This window comes from Pseudomonas sp. RP-B7 (assembly GCF_059803535.1).
Window position 1 is genome coordinate 128,627 of the sequence record NZ_JAPFHC010000001.1, and the last position, 15,686, is coordinate 144,312.

18 protein-coding genes are annotated in these 15,686 nt (G+C 58.0%); 14 read left to right on the forward strand and 4 right to left on the reverse strand.

The window, feature by feature from the left end:
* The first annotated feature begins 1 nt into the window (after nucleotide 1).
* Nucleotides 2–1,642 (forward strand): GMC family oxidoreductase, encoded by a 1,641-nt coding sequence (locus tag OPU96_RS00585; RefSeq protein WP_498558478.1) that lies wholly within the window; start codon nucleotides 2–4, stop codon nucleotides 1,640–1,642.
* 47 nt (nucleotides 1,643–1,689) lie between these two features.
* Here the strand turns inward: OPU96_RS00585 and OPU96_RS00590 are convergent, their stop codons facing one another.
* Complete coding sequence (locus OPU96_RS00590) at nucleotides 1,690–2,439, reverse strand: SDR family oxidoreductase (protein WP_267863941.1); 750 nt, start codon at nucleotides 2,437–2,439, stop codon at nucleotides 1,690–1,692.
* Nucleotide 2,440: 1 nt separating this feature from the next.
* Entirely contained in the window at nucleotides 2,441–3,514 is a 1,074-nt protein-coding gene (locus OPU96_RS00595; RefSeq protein WP_498558479.1) for a zinc-dependent alcohol dehydrogenase family protein, read from the reverse strand.
* 27 nt (nucleotides 3,515–3,541) lie between these two features.
* Between OPU96_RS00595 and OPU96_RS00600 the strand changes: the two genes are divergently transcribed.
* Nucleotides 3,542–4,567 carry an AraC family transcriptional regulator gene (locus OPU96_RS00600; RefSeq protein WP_267863939.1) on the forward strand — a complete coding sequence of 342 codons (1,026 nt, stop codon included), beginning with the start codon at nucleotides 3,542–3,544 and terminating at the stop codon, nucleotides 4,565–4,567.
* 9 nt (nucleotides 4,568–4,576) lie between these two features.
* On the opposite strand, the gene OPU96_RS00605 is transcribed toward OPU96_RS00600, so the two are convergent.
* Entirely contained in the window at nucleotides 4,577–5,017 is a 441-nt protein-coding gene (locus OPU96_RS00605) for a hotdog fold domain-containing protein (protein ID WP_498558480.1), read from the reverse strand.
* A gap of 145 nt (nucleotides 5,018–5,162) precedes the next feature.
* On the opposite strand from OPU96_RS00605, the gene OPU96_RS00610 reads away from it, so the two are divergent.
* The 11 genes from OPU96_RS00610 to OPU96_RS00660 all read left to right on the forward strand — a co-directional run bounded on the left by OPU96_RS00610 (nucleotide 5,163) and on the right by OPU96_RS00660 (nucleotide 13,779).
* Nucleotides 5,163–5,783, forward strand: a complete 621-nt coding sequence (locus OPU96_RS00610; RefSeq protein ID WP_267863937.1) for a TetR/AcrR family transcriptional regulator — start codon at nucleotides 5,163–5,165, stop codon at nucleotides 5,781–5,783.
* Nucleotides 5,784–6,338: 555 nt separating this feature from the next.
* The gene (locus OPU96_RS00615) at nucleotides 6,339–7,085 is read left to right on the forward strand and encodes a hypothetical protein (RefSeq protein WP_267863936.1); all 747 of its coding nucleotides are present in this window, start codon (nucleotides 6,339–6,341) and stop codon (nucleotides 7,083–7,085) included.
* A 119-nt stretch (nucleotides 7,086–7,204) separates the two neighbouring features.
* Entirely contained in the window at nucleotides 7,205–7,435 is a 231-nt protein-coding gene (locus tag OPU96_RS00620) for an AlpA family transcriptional regulator (RefSeq protein WP_267863935.1), read from the forward strand.
* Between the two features lie 4 nt (nucleotides 7,436–7,439).
* On the forward strand, nucleotides 7,440–8,261 hold the full coding sequence (locus OPU96_RS00625) for a ParA family protein (RefSeq protein WP_267863934.1): 822 nt from the start codon (nucleotides 7,440–7,442) through the stop codon (nucleotides 8,259–8,261).
* A gap of 177 nt (nucleotides 8,262–8,438) precedes the next feature.
* Nucleotides 8,439–8,573, forward strand: a complete 135-nt coding sequence (locus OPU96_RS00630) for a hypothetical protein (protein WP_267863933.1) — start codon at nucleotides 8,439–8,441, stop codon at nucleotides 8,571–8,573.
* Nucleotides 8,574–8,587: 14 nt separating this feature from the next.
* A complete protein-coding gene (locus OPU96_RS00635) occupies nucleotides 8,588–10,171 on the forward strand; it encodes a ParB family protein (RefSeq protein ID WP_267863932.1) in 1,584 nt (527 codons plus the stop codon).
* The gene (locus OPU96_RS00640) at nucleotides 10,168–10,716 is read left to right on the forward strand and encodes a DUF2857 domain-containing protein (RefSeq protein WP_267863931.1); all 549 of its coding nucleotides are present in this window, start codon (nucleotides 10,168–10,170) and stop codon (nucleotides 10,714–10,716) included. Before OPU96_RS00635 ends, OPU96_RS00640 begins: the two co-directional genes overlap by 4 nt.
* The gene (locus OPU96_RS00645) at nucleotides 10,713–11,900 is read left to right on the forward strand and encodes an STY4528 family pathogenicity island replication protein (RefSeq protein WP_267863930.1); all 1,188 of its coding nucleotides are present in this window, start codon (nucleotides 10,713–10,715) and stop codon (nucleotides 11,898–11,900) included. Before OPU96_RS00640 ends, OPU96_RS00645 begins: the two co-directional genes overlap by 4 nt.
* A gap of 144 nt (nucleotides 11,901–12,044) precedes the next feature.
* Nucleotides 12,045–12,800 (forward strand): PFL_4669 family integrating conjugative element protein, encoded by a 756-nt coding sequence (locus OPU96_RS00650; protein ID WP_498558481.1) that lies wholly within the window; start codon nucleotides 12,045–12,047, stop codon nucleotides 12,798–12,800.
* Nucleotides 12,797–13,315, forward strand: a complete 519-nt coding sequence (locus tag OPU96_RS00655; protein ID WP_267863928.1) for a DUF3158 family protein — start codon at nucleotides 12,797–12,799, stop codon at nucleotides 13,313–13,315. Before OPU96_RS00650 ends, OPU96_RS00655 begins: the two co-directional genes overlap by 4 nt.
* Nucleotides 13,312–13,779: a single-stranded DNA-binding protein gene (locus OPU96_RS00660; RefSeq protein WP_267863927.1), complete on the forward strand. Its 468-nt coding sequence runs from the start codon at nucleotides 13,312–13,314 to the stop codon at nucleotides 13,777–13,779. Before OPU96_RS00655 ends, OPU96_RS00660 begins: the two co-directional genes overlap by 4 nt.
* A gap of 274 nt (nucleotides 13,780–14,053) precedes the next feature.
* On the opposite strand, the gene OPU96_RS00665 is transcribed toward OPU96_RS00660, so the two are convergent.
* Nucleotides 14,054–14,377, reverse strand: coding sequence for a hypothetical protein (locus OPU96_RS00665; RefSeq protein WP_498558482.1), 324 nt, complete (start codon nucleotides 14,375–14,377; stop codon nucleotides 14,054–14,056).
* A gap of 67 nt (nucleotides 14,378–14,444) precedes the next feature.
* Here OPU96_RS00665 and OPU96_RS00670 point away from each other — a divergent pair, with 67 nt between their 5' ends.
* The gene (locus OPU96_RS00670) at nucleotides 14,445–15,683 is read left to right on the forward strand and encodes an urea ABC transporter substrate-binding protein (protein WP_267863925.1); all 1,239 of its coding nucleotides are present in this window, start codon (nucleotides 14,445–14,447) and stop codon (nucleotides 15,681–15,683) included.
* The last annotated feature ends 3 nt before the right edge of the window (nucleotides 15,684–15,686 follow it).

Here is a 15,686-nt window from a genome sequence, read left to right on the forward strand (position 1 = left end):
CATGACTTTCTCTGCCCCCCGTTCCTTCGATTATATTGTGGTGGGCGCCGGCTCTGCCGGCTGCGTCCTGGCCAACCGGCTTTCTGCCGACCCCAGCGTCTCGGTCTGCCTGGTTGAGGCCGGCCCCAGCGACCGCACACTGCTTCCTGGCGGTTACATCCGTATCCCCGCCGGGATCATCCGCTTGATTGCCAACCCGAAGTGGAACTGGATGCATCGCTTCACCGCCCAATCCGGCACTGCCAACCTGCCTATCCCCTGCCCACGCGGCAAGGTTTGGGGGGGCTCCAGCGCAATCAACGGGATGATTTACATCCGCGGCGACCGCCACGACTATGACCGCTGGGCCGCCGCAGGCAACCGAGGCTGGAGTTACGACGATCTGTTGCCATACTTTCGTCGCTCCGAGCATTTCGAACCCGGTGAGTCACCCTGGCACGGTCGCGGCGGAGAGCTGAATGTGGCCGAGCAGCGCAGCCCTAGCTCAATCAATCAAGTGTTCTACCAGGCCGGGAAGGAAATGGGCTGGGCTTATAACGCTGACTTCAATGGCGAGCAACAGGAAGGCATAGGCCCCTTCCATGTCACGCAGATCAATGGCGAGCGTTGCAGCGCGGCACGCGCTTTCCTGCACCCAATCCTCCACCGGTCCAACCTCACGGTGCTGAGTAACACGCTGACCAATCGAGTATTGCTGGAGGGCAAACGCGCCACCGGCGTAGAGGTCTGTCAGGCCGGCCAAGTGACGCAATTGCAGGCACGCCGAGAGGTCGTCCTTTGCGCTGGTTCGATCAACTCGCCACAACTCTTGTTGCTCTCCGGCATAGGCCCGGCAGCTGAACTGGCGCGCCACGGTATCGTCCAGCATCACGAACTGCCGGGGGTTGGCGAGAACCTGCAGGACCATCAGGACATCGTACTCATGTATCGCACCGGAACCGAGCATGGCTACGGCCTCAGCGCCCATCCCAAAAGCTGGCTGCCGCTGCTGCTTTCGCCGTGGCAGTACCTGTTTGGGCGACGCGGTCCCATGACCTCCAATACGGTCGAGGCTGGCGGTTTCCTTCGTCTCAATCCACAGGCGCAGACACCCGAGCTCGGAGTGATCGTGGCGCCGGCGCTAAAAAACCAACCGCAACGGTTAATCCCGCTGGGCCACGGTGTCAGCTTCCACGTCTCCCTGATGCATCCGCAGAGCCGGGGCCGGGTCCGCCTGGCGTGCGCCGCCCCCAACGCCAAACCGTTGATCGAAGCCAACTTCCTGAGTCATCCAACTGATGTCGACATGCTGGTAGAAGGCTTCAAGCTGATTCGCGAGCTGGCGACAACCCGCACCCTCACTCGCCACCTCAAAGGCGAGTTGGTCCCTGGGCCGCAGGTGGCCAGCCGCGACCAGATCGAGAGCTGGATTCGCGCCAACCTTGGCACCGTTTTCCACCCCGTGGGCACCTGCAAGATGGGCCACGACGAACTCGCGGTCGTTGACGACGAACTTCGTGTGCAAGGTGTGGAAAGGTTGCGGGTCGCCGACGCGTCCATTATGCCGACGCTGATTACCGGCAACACCAACGCTGCGGCAATCATGATCGGCGAGAAAGCGGCAGACCTGATCCTGGGCAGGACAGCGCCTGGTGGCAGGTAATAATCCGAGTCCCGAAGGAGCGCGATTCAACTCCCTTTCTGACGGCCCTACACCTGGCCCATGCCGCCATCGACCGGAAGATCAATGCCGGTCACAAACGAGCTGTCATCGCTTGCCAGAAACAGAGCGACTGTTGCCGCCTCTTCCACACGTCCGACCCGGCCCATCGGCATGCCCGCAAGCATCGTAGGCAGCGCTTGCTTGATCACCTCAACCGGTACACCCAGCTTGCCAAAAATCGGCGTCTCGATCAGGCCGGGGCTGATCGAATTGACGCGGATGTTCCGGTTCTTTAGATCCGTCGTCCAGCTACGGGCAAAGGATCGTGTCGCCGCTTTGGTGGCGGCGTAGACCGAATGCAGCGGGGAGCCCTTTTTGTGCGCCACCGAGGCGTTGAGGATCACCGACGCCCCGTCGCGTAGCAACGGCAACGCCTTTTGCACGGTGAAGAACAGGCCACGAACGTTGGCATTGAACTGCCTGTCGAAGTCCTCCGGCGTCACCGCCTCGAACGGTGCGAGATTGTTGACGCCCGCATTGGCGAACAACACGTCGATCTTGCCAAAGCGCGAGCCGACCTCAGCATAGAGCGCGTCCAGCGCCGCCAGATCGGAAACGTCCGCGACGATGGCGACGGCGCTGTCGCCAATGTCGGCGGCGGCTGCATCAAGGGAAGATTGGGTGCGGCCAACGATGACGACTTTTGCGCCCTCCTGCGCAAACAACTTTGCCGAGGCAAGGCCAATACCGCTACCGCCGCCGGTGATGACAGCAACTTTTCCACTCAGTTTTCCCATTTCATGTACTCCTGGCATTGATAGGGTGCGATAAAACGCGTCGCACCGGCGCGGTTACAGCTGCCTTCCGGATCTCTCCGGCTTCGTTGGTGATGACGACCTTGCCAAACACATTGCGCTTGGCGAAATGCTCGAACGCGGCCTTGCACTCCTCGAAGGTAAAACGGCTGTCGATCACCGGGCGAATGCCACTCTGTGCAACAGCGGCGAGCACGTTTTCCAGGTCCTGGCGGTTGCCGGTCGCAATCGTCTGGAACCGCGCGAAGGTCAGGAACATGTCGAGGTAACCAGGCATCTCACCCTCCGCCAGCGCGCCCACCATCGACACCTGGCCGCTAAGAGCAATGGCTTTAAGGGACTGAGCGAATGTGCCCGGGCCACCGACTTCGACCACGCGATCGACGCCGCGCCCACCCGTGAGTGCCTTGACCTGTTCACCCCAGTTGGGATGCTCGGCATAATTGATCACATGGTCGGCGCCGAGTGCGAGGAGCCTCTGCGCCTTCTCGACCGACGATGTGGTAGCGATCACCTGGGCACCGCGCGCCTTGGCGAACTGAAGCGCGAACAGCGACACGCCACCGGTTCCTTGCGTCAATACGCGGTGATGCGGCCCGATACCAGCGACCGCGTTCCAGGCGGTGACGGCGGCGCACGGAAGTGTCGCGGCCTCCTCGAAGCTGATCGAATCGGGAATGGCGACCAATTCGTTCTGGTCGATGGGGCGGTAGTCGGCCATCCAGCCATCGAGCTGGCTGCCAAATTGCGGCCCAAACTCACGGAACGGTCCTGCATGCCAGCCCGGCATAAAGTTGTTCGCCACCCGGTCGCCCGCCGCGAAACGAGTGACCCCCGCGCCAACTGCCTCGACAACGCCGGCGGCATCGGACAATTGCACACGCCCTGCTTCAAGGGGGAACGGGGACCAGCCGTTGATGATCGTGAGGTCACGAAAATTGAGTGAGGTTGCCTTGATGTTTACCAGGACTTCGCCCGGCCCTGGCTCAGGAATGGGTTCCTCGCACACCACAAGGCCGTTGATTGAGCCGATATTCTGCAAACGGTAGACCTTCATGCATAACTCCCAGAATGTGGCAGGAGTATGGTGGCGCTTGACCGGACCCTCCATAGACTGGAGTATTCGATTCATAACCCATCGTCCGAGATCGTCATGCATCCCTTTGATTCCGTCCTCAGCGCTATGCAGCTCGAGAGCTCGCTCTTCGTACGCATGCACGCCCGAGCCCCGTGGGCGATCTCGTTCGACAGTGGCGGCCAGGCACGGCTTGTCGTAGCTGCCAAGGGCCGGGGCTGGTTCACCCAAGTCGGCCACCCGCCGGTCGTCGTCCAGGAAGGCGACTGCCTAATCATTAAGCAGGGCGTCATGGGCATATTGGGTGATGCGCCTGAGCGAATTGCCGTGCCCTGCTGGGAGATAGCCGACCATGTTACCGGCGAAACCGTATCGTTCGGCGGAGACGGCGAAGCGCTCGAGTTTTTCTCGACGTTGTTCACGTTTGACCACACCGCAGGCGAGCCCCTGTCGGCGCTGCTGCCCGATGTCGTCCATATCGCGATGCCGAAGTCCGACGCGGGGCGAATGGTCTCGATCCTTGAGCAGATCGGGGCGGAGGAAGCACGAGGCGCCCTTGGCGGTTCCTATGTCGTCGGCCGGCTGCTCGACGTGCTGTTCATCCAGGCGATCCGAACCTGGGCCAGTTCGGAGGACAATTTGCCCGAGGGCTGGCTCGCCGGACTCACTCATCGCCAACTGGCGCAGACGCTGCAAAGGATTCACGCCGATCTGACATACCCCTGGACGCTGGAACAACTTGCTCGCGACGCCGGTATGTCGCGCTCTACATTTGCGGCCCTGTTCAGGTCCGTCGTCGGAGTCCCGCCGCTGACCTACATCACGACGTGGCGGATCTATCGTGCCAAGCTCCTCCTCGCTGCCGGTCACTCGATCGCGGTCGCGGCGCAGCAGACTGGATATGGCAGCGATATCGCACTTAGCCGCGCATTCAAAGCCGCCACAGGCGTGTCACCCGGACAATGGCGGCGCGAGCGCCAGGCTTACGACAGGAGCAACCGGCGACCCGCCGCTGCAGCCTGGAACGGCGGGTAACCCGGCGATCTAGCCGACCTTCACGTTCATGGTGATGCGCGCTGTGAAAACCTTCACTCCGGCCTCGTCGAAGATCTCAACCGGAACAATCTTGTCGCCCGAGGTCTGCCAATCTATTTCGCTACCGTCGGCAATCGCGTGAATGGAAGTCTTGGCCTTGGCCAAGTATTCGACGGTCATGCCTTTAGGAATCCAGCGGGCACCGCTGGGGATGGACACCTCTGTCATCATGCCGCCCGCCAGTTCTGCAGCATTGCACAACGCGATCGCGTGAACGGACGCCAGGTGATTGGTGATTTCCTTGCGAAACGGCACGTTCACTTCAGCACGACCGGGGGTCAATACAGAAATTTCCGGGTTGATGGTGCCGAAGTACGGTGCCATCTGGCAGGCCATATTGCTGAAGGCGCACGGACCAACGCTTTGGTACATGCTGAGAGTCTGGCTCATGGGATATCTCTGGTCAGGTGGATTGGAATCACTTACAGAATATTGCTCTGTAAAAGAACATTATTCTGTTAGTGCCCGCCCTGTCAATCGCTCGTGCCTAGCCTTCGTTTCAATTACCATGGCCCCTTTTTGCCTGAGCCGAAAAATGGAACCTGTCGATCTCCTCGAGCGCTGCTACCCCGGGCGTCGTGCCGAGTCCAAGCGACACATCCTTCGATGTGCGCTGACGCTGTTCAACCTACAGGGCATAGAAGCGACCACCATCGATATCATCCGTGCCGAAAGCCAGATGAGCGTGGGGGCCATTTATCACCATTTCGAGAACAAGGAAGGCTTGGTCGCGGCGTTGTACATGACCGCCCTGGATGATCAGACGCGGCTCAGGGACAGCTACCTTGGCGCTGTCACGTCCACTCAGGAATGGGTGCATGCCCTGGTATTCAGCTACGTGGATTGGGTGGTCAGCCAGCCCGATTGGGCGCGGTTCCAGTACCAGGCGCGCTTTGCGGTCGCGCGCAGCAGCTTCAACGAGCGGCTCGCCGAGGCAAATCTCGCGAGGAGCGCCGCACTCAAGAAATGGTTCAGCGACCCCGCCCACCGCCAGGATTTGCAGGACCTGCCTTTCGAGCTGGTCCCGTCACTGATCATCGGCTCGGCGGAAAACTACTGCCGCGCTTGGCTCTCCGCCCGAGTCAAACGCAGCCCTGAACTCTACCGGCACCAACTCGCGGAGGCGGCATGGCGTGCAGTGGGATGTCCGGGTTGATCATGCCGACTCGAATTTATTCCGCTTTTCTTTAGAAAGCGCATCTCCACGCATAAAAATTTACTCGGCCCCGTATTTCAGCCTTAACAGCTTACTCCCGTAATGAGGGTGTCCCGAACAACGCTATGCATGCGCATCACTCGGGCAGTCCACTACTCTATGATAAAGACTCAGCAAGCCCATTTTTTCATTTTTCAGATTGATTGGCTTACAGGTTTAGTTCCCATGGACTTAGCATCGCTTAGTATCTTAAACAGAGGCGGACCTATGGGCTTGATTTTGGACGACAGGTTAAGAATTTTGCACTCTCGGCAATGGACCATCCATTCCGATCACGCCATTATTTTTGTAGTGGAGCAATCCTCTGACGGGGCGTGCATGAGCGACCAGCAACCGCAGGAGAGCATCCAAGGTAATTAACTTTGCCTGCCCCCCGAAACAAATCATGAATGAAAAAATCAACTATTAGATAAATGGAACAACCTCCCCGGGTTGAATCTAAAAGAGTTAGTAATGCTGGAGGCTGAGCCATGAGGAATGGAGGTCCGGCGGTATATGGCTGATTACGCTTTTCATCCTCAAGCGAAGCTCTTCTATCGGCCCATCGAGGCCGCGTTACGTTGGTGCAATCTTATGCATCATGAGTCAGAAATATTGAAAGCTGCATGGTCTAGGCCGGATATTTTCAGTGACTTTCTCTCTCAATGGCCGAGCCTTCAAATAGCTGTTGAAAAGATCGAAGACGCCGTACGAAATGGTGATTTGCGCTACGGCTGCCTCGGCATTCCGGTTCCAATGGGAACATACGTGGAGCCTCAACAATTGACCATCCGCCATTCCGATCTTCTCAACTGGATGCAAGTTTTCTACCCAGATCAGAGGCCCGCCTTTCTATTCGGGCGCAGCAGAAACACCCTAGAGACAATAACTTTAGGAACCTTTCTTGCATTGCAGGCAGATCGAGATGTTCTGCTGCGAGAGTTAAAAATATTACAGCGCCAACACCATGAGATTTTGCTAGATCTTCAAAGGATTGGAGTTGAAAGGGACGATCTCAAAGCAATGGTCGAAACTCATGGGCGCCTGAGCGAGCGTAGCGAGCTCACCTACAAAAATATCATCGGCGTCCTACTCCGCCTCTTTTTAGAGCATTCGCCTGCCGGCAAGCCTCTCTCAGTATTCACGAGTCAATCCGCAATCGTCGATGCAATTATCGCTCGCTATGGTGGGATACCTGGGTTAAGCAAGCGGACACTAGATGAAAAATTCGCAGCCGCCAATCGAAGCCTCAAAAAAAGATAAGCAGGCTAGAGCATTGCACTGCAACGCATTCAATTGCAGCGCAATGACTCCCTGCCGTTTCTGCTATTCAATTCAGGTCACTTCCCACCACGCGCCAATCGACGCCAGGAGCGACCATCATGCCCAACCGACCCTCCCCCATCACTGAAGCAAATCAACCATCGGTCGAACGTCACATCATGCGTCGTGACGAGGTTGAGCGTAAAATCGGCTTCAAGCGAGCCCACATCTACAACTTAATGAAGGAGGGTAAATTCCCTCAGGCTAAACGCATTGGACTGCGTGCCGTCGGCTGGGACTCGCTGGAGATCGAACAATGGATCACCGAGCGTTTGGCGCAGCAGGCCTGATGCCATGCGTGTGGTATCAGTAGTGTCCACCAAAGGTGGGGTAGGCAAAACCACAGTAACCGCCAATCTCGGCGGTTTGCTGGCGGATGCTGGTCTTCGTGTCCTACTGCTCGATCTGGATAGCCAACCCACCCTCTCCGGTTATTACGCCTTGAGCCAGAAAGCTGTCGCTGGCGCGTACGAGCTCATTGCGCTCAACTTAACAACGCCTGCACAGATTGTTTCCAGCACCGTGATTGCGGGACTCGACCTGATCATCTCCAACGACGCTCGCGGGCAGTTAAGTACATTACTTCTGCACGCCCCTGACGGGCGATTGCGGTTACGCAATTTGCTAGATGATTTTCGCCCCCGTTATGACCTGCTTTTGATCGACACCCAAGGCGCACGTAGCGTGCTGCTGGAGATGGCTATCCTCGCCTGCGATATCGCCCTGTCCCCCATCACGCCAGAAATGCTAGCCGCCCGAGAACTACGCCGCGGCACCTTGAGGCTGTTCAGTGAACTCGAACCATTTCGTCACTTGGGTATTACGCTGCCACCGTTGCGACTGCTGCTGAATCAGGTAAATAGCATCCGTATAGACACGCGATCGATCATCCGTGGCCTGAACGAGGCCTTCATCGGGGCTCCCAACATCTCAGTCCTGAAGACCGCGGTTCCGGACCGAGTGGCTTACCTCAATGCCGCCTCCCATGGTCTTCCAGTCCACCGAGTCGAGACTCGCCAGTCACGTGAACGACGCTCGCAATCAGCGCTGGAAACCATGCAAGCGCTGGCCATTGAGTTGTTTCCGGAATGGCGCGAAGCGATTTCTAAGGTGTGAAGACATGCAGAGTTTCGATAAAACGAATCCCGAAGACGCTATTTTTCATCAAATTATTTTTTTCAGTCTTAAGGCCAACAGCGTTTGGCAAGGAGTCTTTAGATGTTGGATCAATGTCCCATTATCGTTCACCCATCCATTCGACAAGTTCTTCCTCCTGGCGAGGAATACTACACCGTGGTCTTTCGTCTGCAGCGTGGGCGCTCGGCCATGGGGTGGTTTCTCGCCCAACTGTCTCGGTATTTCGACGGTTCGGGCACTGCCGAGATCGTCAAGTTCGCGGTCGGTGATCATTTGCGTAACCGGCGTTAACTGAGGCTGCTCCAATGAAGAAGCTCAGTCAGGAGGAGATCGCCGACAAACTGCACCAGGACCACTTTCCTCTAGGACCAGAGATAGAGCGGTTGTCCGATCCACTCACTGATACGCCTATGCTGGTCACGCTGGAGCAGTTGCGGCCCTACGAACACAACCCGCGCTTCGTCCGCAATCCACTGTATAACGATATCAAGGCGTCCATTCGTGAGCGCGGGCTGGACCAACCGCCGCCGATTACTCGCCGCCCGGGAGATGCCTATTTCATCATCCGCAACGGCGGCAATACGCGCTTGGCGATTCTCGGCGAACTGTGGCAGGAAACCCGCGATGAGCGTTTCTTCCGCATTCATTGCCTGTTCCGACCCTGGACCAATGAAATCACCGCCCTACTCGGCCATCTGGCTGAAAGCGACCTGCACGGCCAACTCACTTTCATCGAACGTGCTCTGGCGGTGGCCAAACTCAAGACCATGCTTGAATCAGATGGCGCAACACTCTCGCAACGTGAGCTGGCACGACGTCTTGCCGCTGGGGGCTACCCCATTTCACAATCGCATATCAGCCGGATGCTCGACACCCTCGAACACCTACTGCCCTCCATTCCACAAACCCTGTATGCCGGATTAGGTAAACCCAAAATTGAACGCCTGATCGCTCTCCGTAGCCAGGCTGAACAAATCTGGAATCGTTATCCGACCGATGCCTTTGCGTTCCCCGAGTTTTGGCTCGACACCTTGGGCCAATTTGATACCGACCCTGAGTCCTTTGATCTTGAGCGAGTCCAGGATGAACTGCTCGAACGCATGAGCCGCTTACTCGGACAGTCCTACCGCATGTTGGCCCTGGAGCTGGGCGATACCCAACGGGTCATCCGGACGCCCGGCGTTGTCGTCACGCCCCCTAAGAACAACCCTCTGCCGAGCGTCGATGAGCTCGCGGCCGAGCCTCCCCCCTTCGAGCCGCATTTCAAATCAGCTGAAACCAGGACGCAGACCGAAACAGAGCGAGAGGAGCAGGTCACCCTGCCCGAAACGAATGTCGCATCAGCAGTCAGCCCTCCGTCACGTGTCCAGCAGATCCGCGAACAGATTGAGCGCGCCGCTGCCCCCGAAACAGCACAGACCGTCGCAACCTGCCCGATCGAAGACATCTGGATCATCGCACCAACACTTGATACCCCCGAACAACTGCGTTTAGCCATTGCCGGCCTGACTAGGGAAATGGCGGCCTATGCCGGACATCCCGAGAGCATCATCGACCAAAAGTACGGCCTGGGTTTCGCCCTCAACATCGAGCAGCTTGATCTTGCAGCGCCTCGTGCGGCCGGCGTTCACCTATTGCTGTTGGCCCTGCTACGTGCCCAAGACGAGGTGAACTGGGAGGATCGCAAGCAATTGCCCTCAGCCCTGTTCGGGCAACTGCTATTGGGGGTCTATCAGCTCCCGCTGGCAGATCGCCCCGCCGTGGACGTAGGACTGGAGCGACTGCCCGATTATTTGTTAATCAAACTGTATCGCCTCATTCGCTTAGCCCGGCGCCTGATCGACTTAACGCTTACCCATGAAGACGATTCACCAAAGGAGCTGCCATGAACCTGTCCTTCAATGTGCTCAACCAGGCCATGCTGACCCAGGTCCTTCACGAGTTGCGCCTGGGTAATCTGCAACGCTGCAAAGCACTCGGACTGGGTGAAGAGGACATCTACCTGTTGCAATCATTACCGCCGGCCACACTGTCACGCCTGGCCCATGCCACTGTCCCCTGGGTTGAGATCAAGATTGATTCGCCGGTGTTGCATCGGTTGATCGACCAGGCCGAACGTGACGAACAGAACGAGCGCCTGATCAACCGAGCGCTCAAGCTCGGTGCCAGCAGTACCATCATGTACCAGTACTTCGGTTTGGCGCATTCGGAAACCGCCCTGCGCCGACGTCTGCTCAAGATAGAAACCCGTAAGGGCCGCCCACAGAACCTGAGCGAAGAGCAAGAACATGCGCTCTGGCAGCGTTGGTGCCAACTACGCGATCAGGACGGTGCTGAGGATCAGCTCGACGCCATGATGATGTTGGCGGAGGAGCAACAGATCAGCTTGACCATCGTTTGGCAGCAAATCGATCATTACAGCAACGGAACATGAACACTGCCCCGCCCGGTCGCTGGCAACGTGTCCTGCAGCAATGCACCCAGCAGCTGAGTGAACGCTGGCCCGCACGCCCCACCACTGAACATCCCTCCAACCAGGTCCTTCAGGCTGGCTTCCTGTTCAGTGGCCAATCACACGAAGTCGTGCCGCGTCGGCTTCTGTTAGATAGTCGGCTGACGCCATTGGAACGGAACGCCTGGCAGGTGTTCCGACTGATGCTGCAAGGTCAGGGCGTGGTCACACCGCGTTATGAGGATTTAAAGCCCTATCTGTCAAGCGTGCCCTACGGTGCGTCAGCCTCCCGCGAGACCATCGCTCGCGTCTTGACGGTGCTCAGATTGACGCGCTGGCTCAGTTTGGTGAGTCGTGGCCGCGATCAGCTCAGCGGGCGCCTACAAGGCTCTCTGTACGTCCTGCACGATGAACCGTTAACACCCGCCGAAGCCATGGAGCTGGACCAGGATTACCTGGAGCTGGTCGGGCATGCCCTCGATCATGCGACCAAGGCTGTGCGGATTGTCGCTCAGCATGTTTTGGAAGAAATCCGTCAAGATACCGATATCGATCTGGATCGACTCCCCACCCGGCTCGACAGTTGGAGCGACCATTGGACACAACAAGGATTGAATAAGGCGCCCGATGAAGCGTCACACGATTCCGAACTGGGTGGCGATCACCGCGTTCGGAATCGTGTAGAACCTCGTTCGGATTCCGAACTGCGTCTGAACGCCAATGTTTCCGGCAGCGTTCGGAATCCGAACACTGCCTGTACTGTATTAAAAGAAAGTATTTGTACTGTACCGCGCGCGACCCCAGCGGTGGATAACCTGCACTGGCCTGATCCGCTGCACCTGAGTCCGAGCGAGCGGCAGACCGTCACCGTGACGCTGAACAAGCTGAAACCAGCGGATCGGCAGGCGGTGCTCAACGAAGCTGGGGCGCGATGTGCGGCAGGAAGCGTCCGCAAACCGGCGGCGTATCTGATGGGCCTGATACAGCGGGCGTTGAAAGGCGATTTCCGCCCTTGGGCAGGTCAGGCTGAATCATTACCCATGACAGAGCCGCCACCCGCTCCCCCGCGCCAACTTAGGAAAAAGGGCGAGCCCGCCTCTGCCCTCGCCCAAGCGTGCCTGGATGAACTACGCCAGCTGCGTAGCAAACGCCCTGGACGTCAGTAGATTTGATGCCACTGGCATCACTGACGAGCGTCTCGAAAACCAACCGTCTCGAACCAAATCGAACAGACAGCATTCAGCTTTTCGGATGTCCTTTACCTTCGTCTGTCGCAACGTTCCCGACCAAGCCTATGCGAGGACGACACCGTGGCCGATCACTATCAGCTCAACCTTGGCTCATTGCGCAGCAGCATCACCCTGACACTGCATACCCACCACGCCGCCCGAATCTGGCAAGGTCGAACCGCACGCGAAGGCGTCCACTCGATCATGGGTATGGCGGGCTACATCAGCGTCACTAACCTGATCAAACAGGCCGCAGCGCAGGACGATCCTTATGCCGACTGGGCGATCGTGCAGCTCGAAGAAAAATTGATGCAGGCCAAGGCTGGGATGCTGGAACTGACCCAGCAGTTGGACCGGATCAGACAGGACCTGCCGACGCAGATCGACATGGGCGATAACCTCAATATCCACCCCGTCACCTTACCCTTGTACATTGGCAGCCAGCTGGGGTTTCTCGCCGTCTACCTGCTTACTGACTACGACACGCTGGTGCGGCATACCCTGTTGGCTCATCACACCGCCTTGATCGGTCGTAGGGACATGGAAGCTTGGATCGACGACGGTGCCCATCTGCTGCGCAGCCTGTTCGGTCAGGCGCAGCGCTATCGACATGCTGGCGTCACCCGTGATGACATGGCGGCGAACAACGCTCGTGCTATGGCGGCCATGGAGAAGTTTGGATTACCCCCTATGGACATCCTTGAGGGGCATCGCCGCTCCCAGTTCGCACCACCCATCATTCGTCGTGGTGCTGTGGCAGTGGATAACGCTGACGCGTTGGCAGAAGAAACTGTCGAGCTATCTGGAACAATCGATGAGCCGGAGGACGAAGTATGAACCCTCTAATCCCGACTCAACCAATGCCTCTCGAAACACTCACACCGGATGCCTATCGACAGCTCGAACACGCTGCCTCCCTAAAAGGCCTTTTAAAACCTTTTAAGGGTAAGGGGGAGCTGGAATACCTGGCGCAGTTGGCGAGGGAAATCGAGGCGCAGTTATGTCGCCTGATGGAGGCTGTGGCGCAGCAGGCCGGACAACCGCCTTACTCGTTGCTGGATATTCGATTGGTGCTGCAGAACACCAGTGCGCCCAGCACCTTTTTGCGATGGCGCACCCGCGATTTCGCCCGTATGGGCGCTGCGGTCTGGGAACGCCAGGTCTCCAACAAGGCCTTGCCCCAGGCAGTACGCGAGGGATTGCACCGGTTCGAATGCGAGCGTATCGCACTGAACTTGCAGATGAGCGTGGTGCATTCGCTCTACCGCCAGGCTTCAACCTGCGCGATCAAAATGGCCAGCGCCGAACGGCTGCTGCGCCAGTTCACACCAGCAGCGGAGATATCACGATGAGTACTTTTTTCGTCGGCGAAGGCAACATCGGCAGTGCGCCAGAGTTTCAGGAGTTCCTGTCAGGCAATGAGGAGCCACGACGTTTGCTGCGCCTGAATGTGTACTTCGACAACCCCGTGCCACGCGATGGCAGCTATGAGGATCGAGGCGGCTATTGGGCGCCGGTCGAGCTCTGGCACCGCGAAGCTGAACACTGGAGCACGCTGTACCAGAAAGGCATGCGCGTGTTGGTAGAGGGCCGCACCGTACGCGACGAGTGGGAGGACAGTGAAGACAATGCCCGGGTCACCTTCAAGATCGAGGCGCGTCGTGTCGGCATCCTGCCTCACCGGGTGTACAGCGTGCTCATGCGGGAACGATCCAGTGAGCAACCAACAGCGGGTAAACAAATCGAGCAAAGTACAGACCGAACCATCCTCCATAGTGCTTCACCCGCCACCAAGTCCAGGAAACGCAAAGAATAATCGGCTTGTAACTGACGGAAACCGTCATCTACTTTGCGCCTCTGCGTGATACTCAAGGACAGTGGAGGTTCGTGGCTCGTAAATAGGAAAAGTAGGGACCTCTTCATACTTGAGATCAAAAGCCAACTGCACCCAAGGCCACGCTTCGGAGATCGCTTCTTTCGCTATAAGCCAGGTGAGGAGACCTTCGAGGAAGCAGGTATCCGATGCATCTGGGGCGACATTTCCATACCCCAGCGTATGGAGGAGCAAGATGCATATAGGGCCATACGCCTCAAACGTGCGCGTTCAGTGCGTCGATTCTACCCAGGTGACATTTTTTGGGGCGCGACAAAACTTGAGCGGCATCTTCATCTATTTGAAAAATATAGAGATAGTTATTCTGGCCTATAATTTGCTGCCTGAGTGCTGCCGTCCCTTGCGGCACTCGTTTCCTCCATCCCTGCGATGGACGACCCAGCCCCAACGATGCGGCTGGCGTTTCCAAGTGAAGCGAATCACCTATCTTGCCGACAGCGCCGTCGGTATGTGAAATCAGGCCCTCCTTCCCCGCCTGCATTTCATCCCAGACCCTTTCTGATCCATCGCAGACTGTCATGCCTGGCTTCTTCCGGCTGGCTAGCGCTGTGGTGGACGTGCGGGCCTGGTTTCCAGGAGTCTTCCCAATGGCTATGAATCGTCGTGCTTTCCTGCGTACGTCCGCGATTTCCGCTGCGGCATTGTCCACCTTGAGCCTCAAGAGCTTCTCGGCGTTTGCCGCCGAAGACGCGATCAATATCGCCTCGCTCTATGACAACTCCGGTGGCCTGGACATCTATGGCAAACCCATCGTCGATGCCTTGACCTTTGCGGTCGAAGAACTCAACAGCGGCGGCGGCCTGCTGGGTCGTCCGCTGAACCTGATCAAGTACGACACTCAGTCGAACATGCAGCTCTACGCGCAATATGCCCAACAGGCAGCGCTCAAGGACCGAGCCGCAGTGGTGCATGCAGGTATCACGTCGGCCTCGCGAGAGGTGGTGCGCCCGGTACTGGACCGCTACAAGACCCTGTACTTCTATAACAACCAATATGAAGGCGGTGTGTGCGACCGCAATTTCTTCGGCACCGGTGTGACCCCCGGCCAGACCGTCGAGAAGCTGGTGTCCCATGTCACCAAAAAGTGGGGCAAGAAGGTCTACATCGTCGCCGCCGACTACAACTACGGGCAGATCGTCACCGCCTGGGTCAAGAAGTACGTGGAACAGGCTGGCGGGCAAAGCGTCGGCATCGAGTTTTTCCCGCTGGACGTGACCAACTTTGGCGCGACCATTTCCAAGATCCAGGAAGCCAAGCCCGACTTCGTCTGGTCGGCGCTGGTGGGCGGCGCGCACATGTCGTTCTATCGCCAGTGGAAAGCTGCGGGCATGACCGGCAAGTTGCCTATCGCCTCGACGACGTTCGCCGGGGGTAACGAACACATCGTGCTCTCATCGGAAGAAAGCAACGGCATCCTCATCTGCCAGAACTACGTACAGGAACTGGCAACGCCGCAGAACCAGGCATTCGTCGAGCGTTTCCACAAACGCTTTGGCGCGGATTACCCGTACATCACCGAACTGGCGATGGGCGCTTACCAGGGCATGATGCTGTGGGCCGAGGGCGTGCGTCAGGCTGGCACTGTCGAGCGCATGGCGGTGATTGAGTCGCTGGAAAAAGGCATCAGCCTGGAGTTGCCCAGCGGCAAAGTCAGCGTTGACCCGGCCACTCACCACTGCGTGCTCGACGTGCATATCGCCGAGGTGCGCGACCGACGCCTGGAAGTCATCGAGAGCTTTGCCCAGCAAGGCCCATCGGACACCGCCGCCGTGTGCAACCTGGTGAAGAACCCCCGCGACGCAAAACAATACAGCATCGCGCTGTAAGGA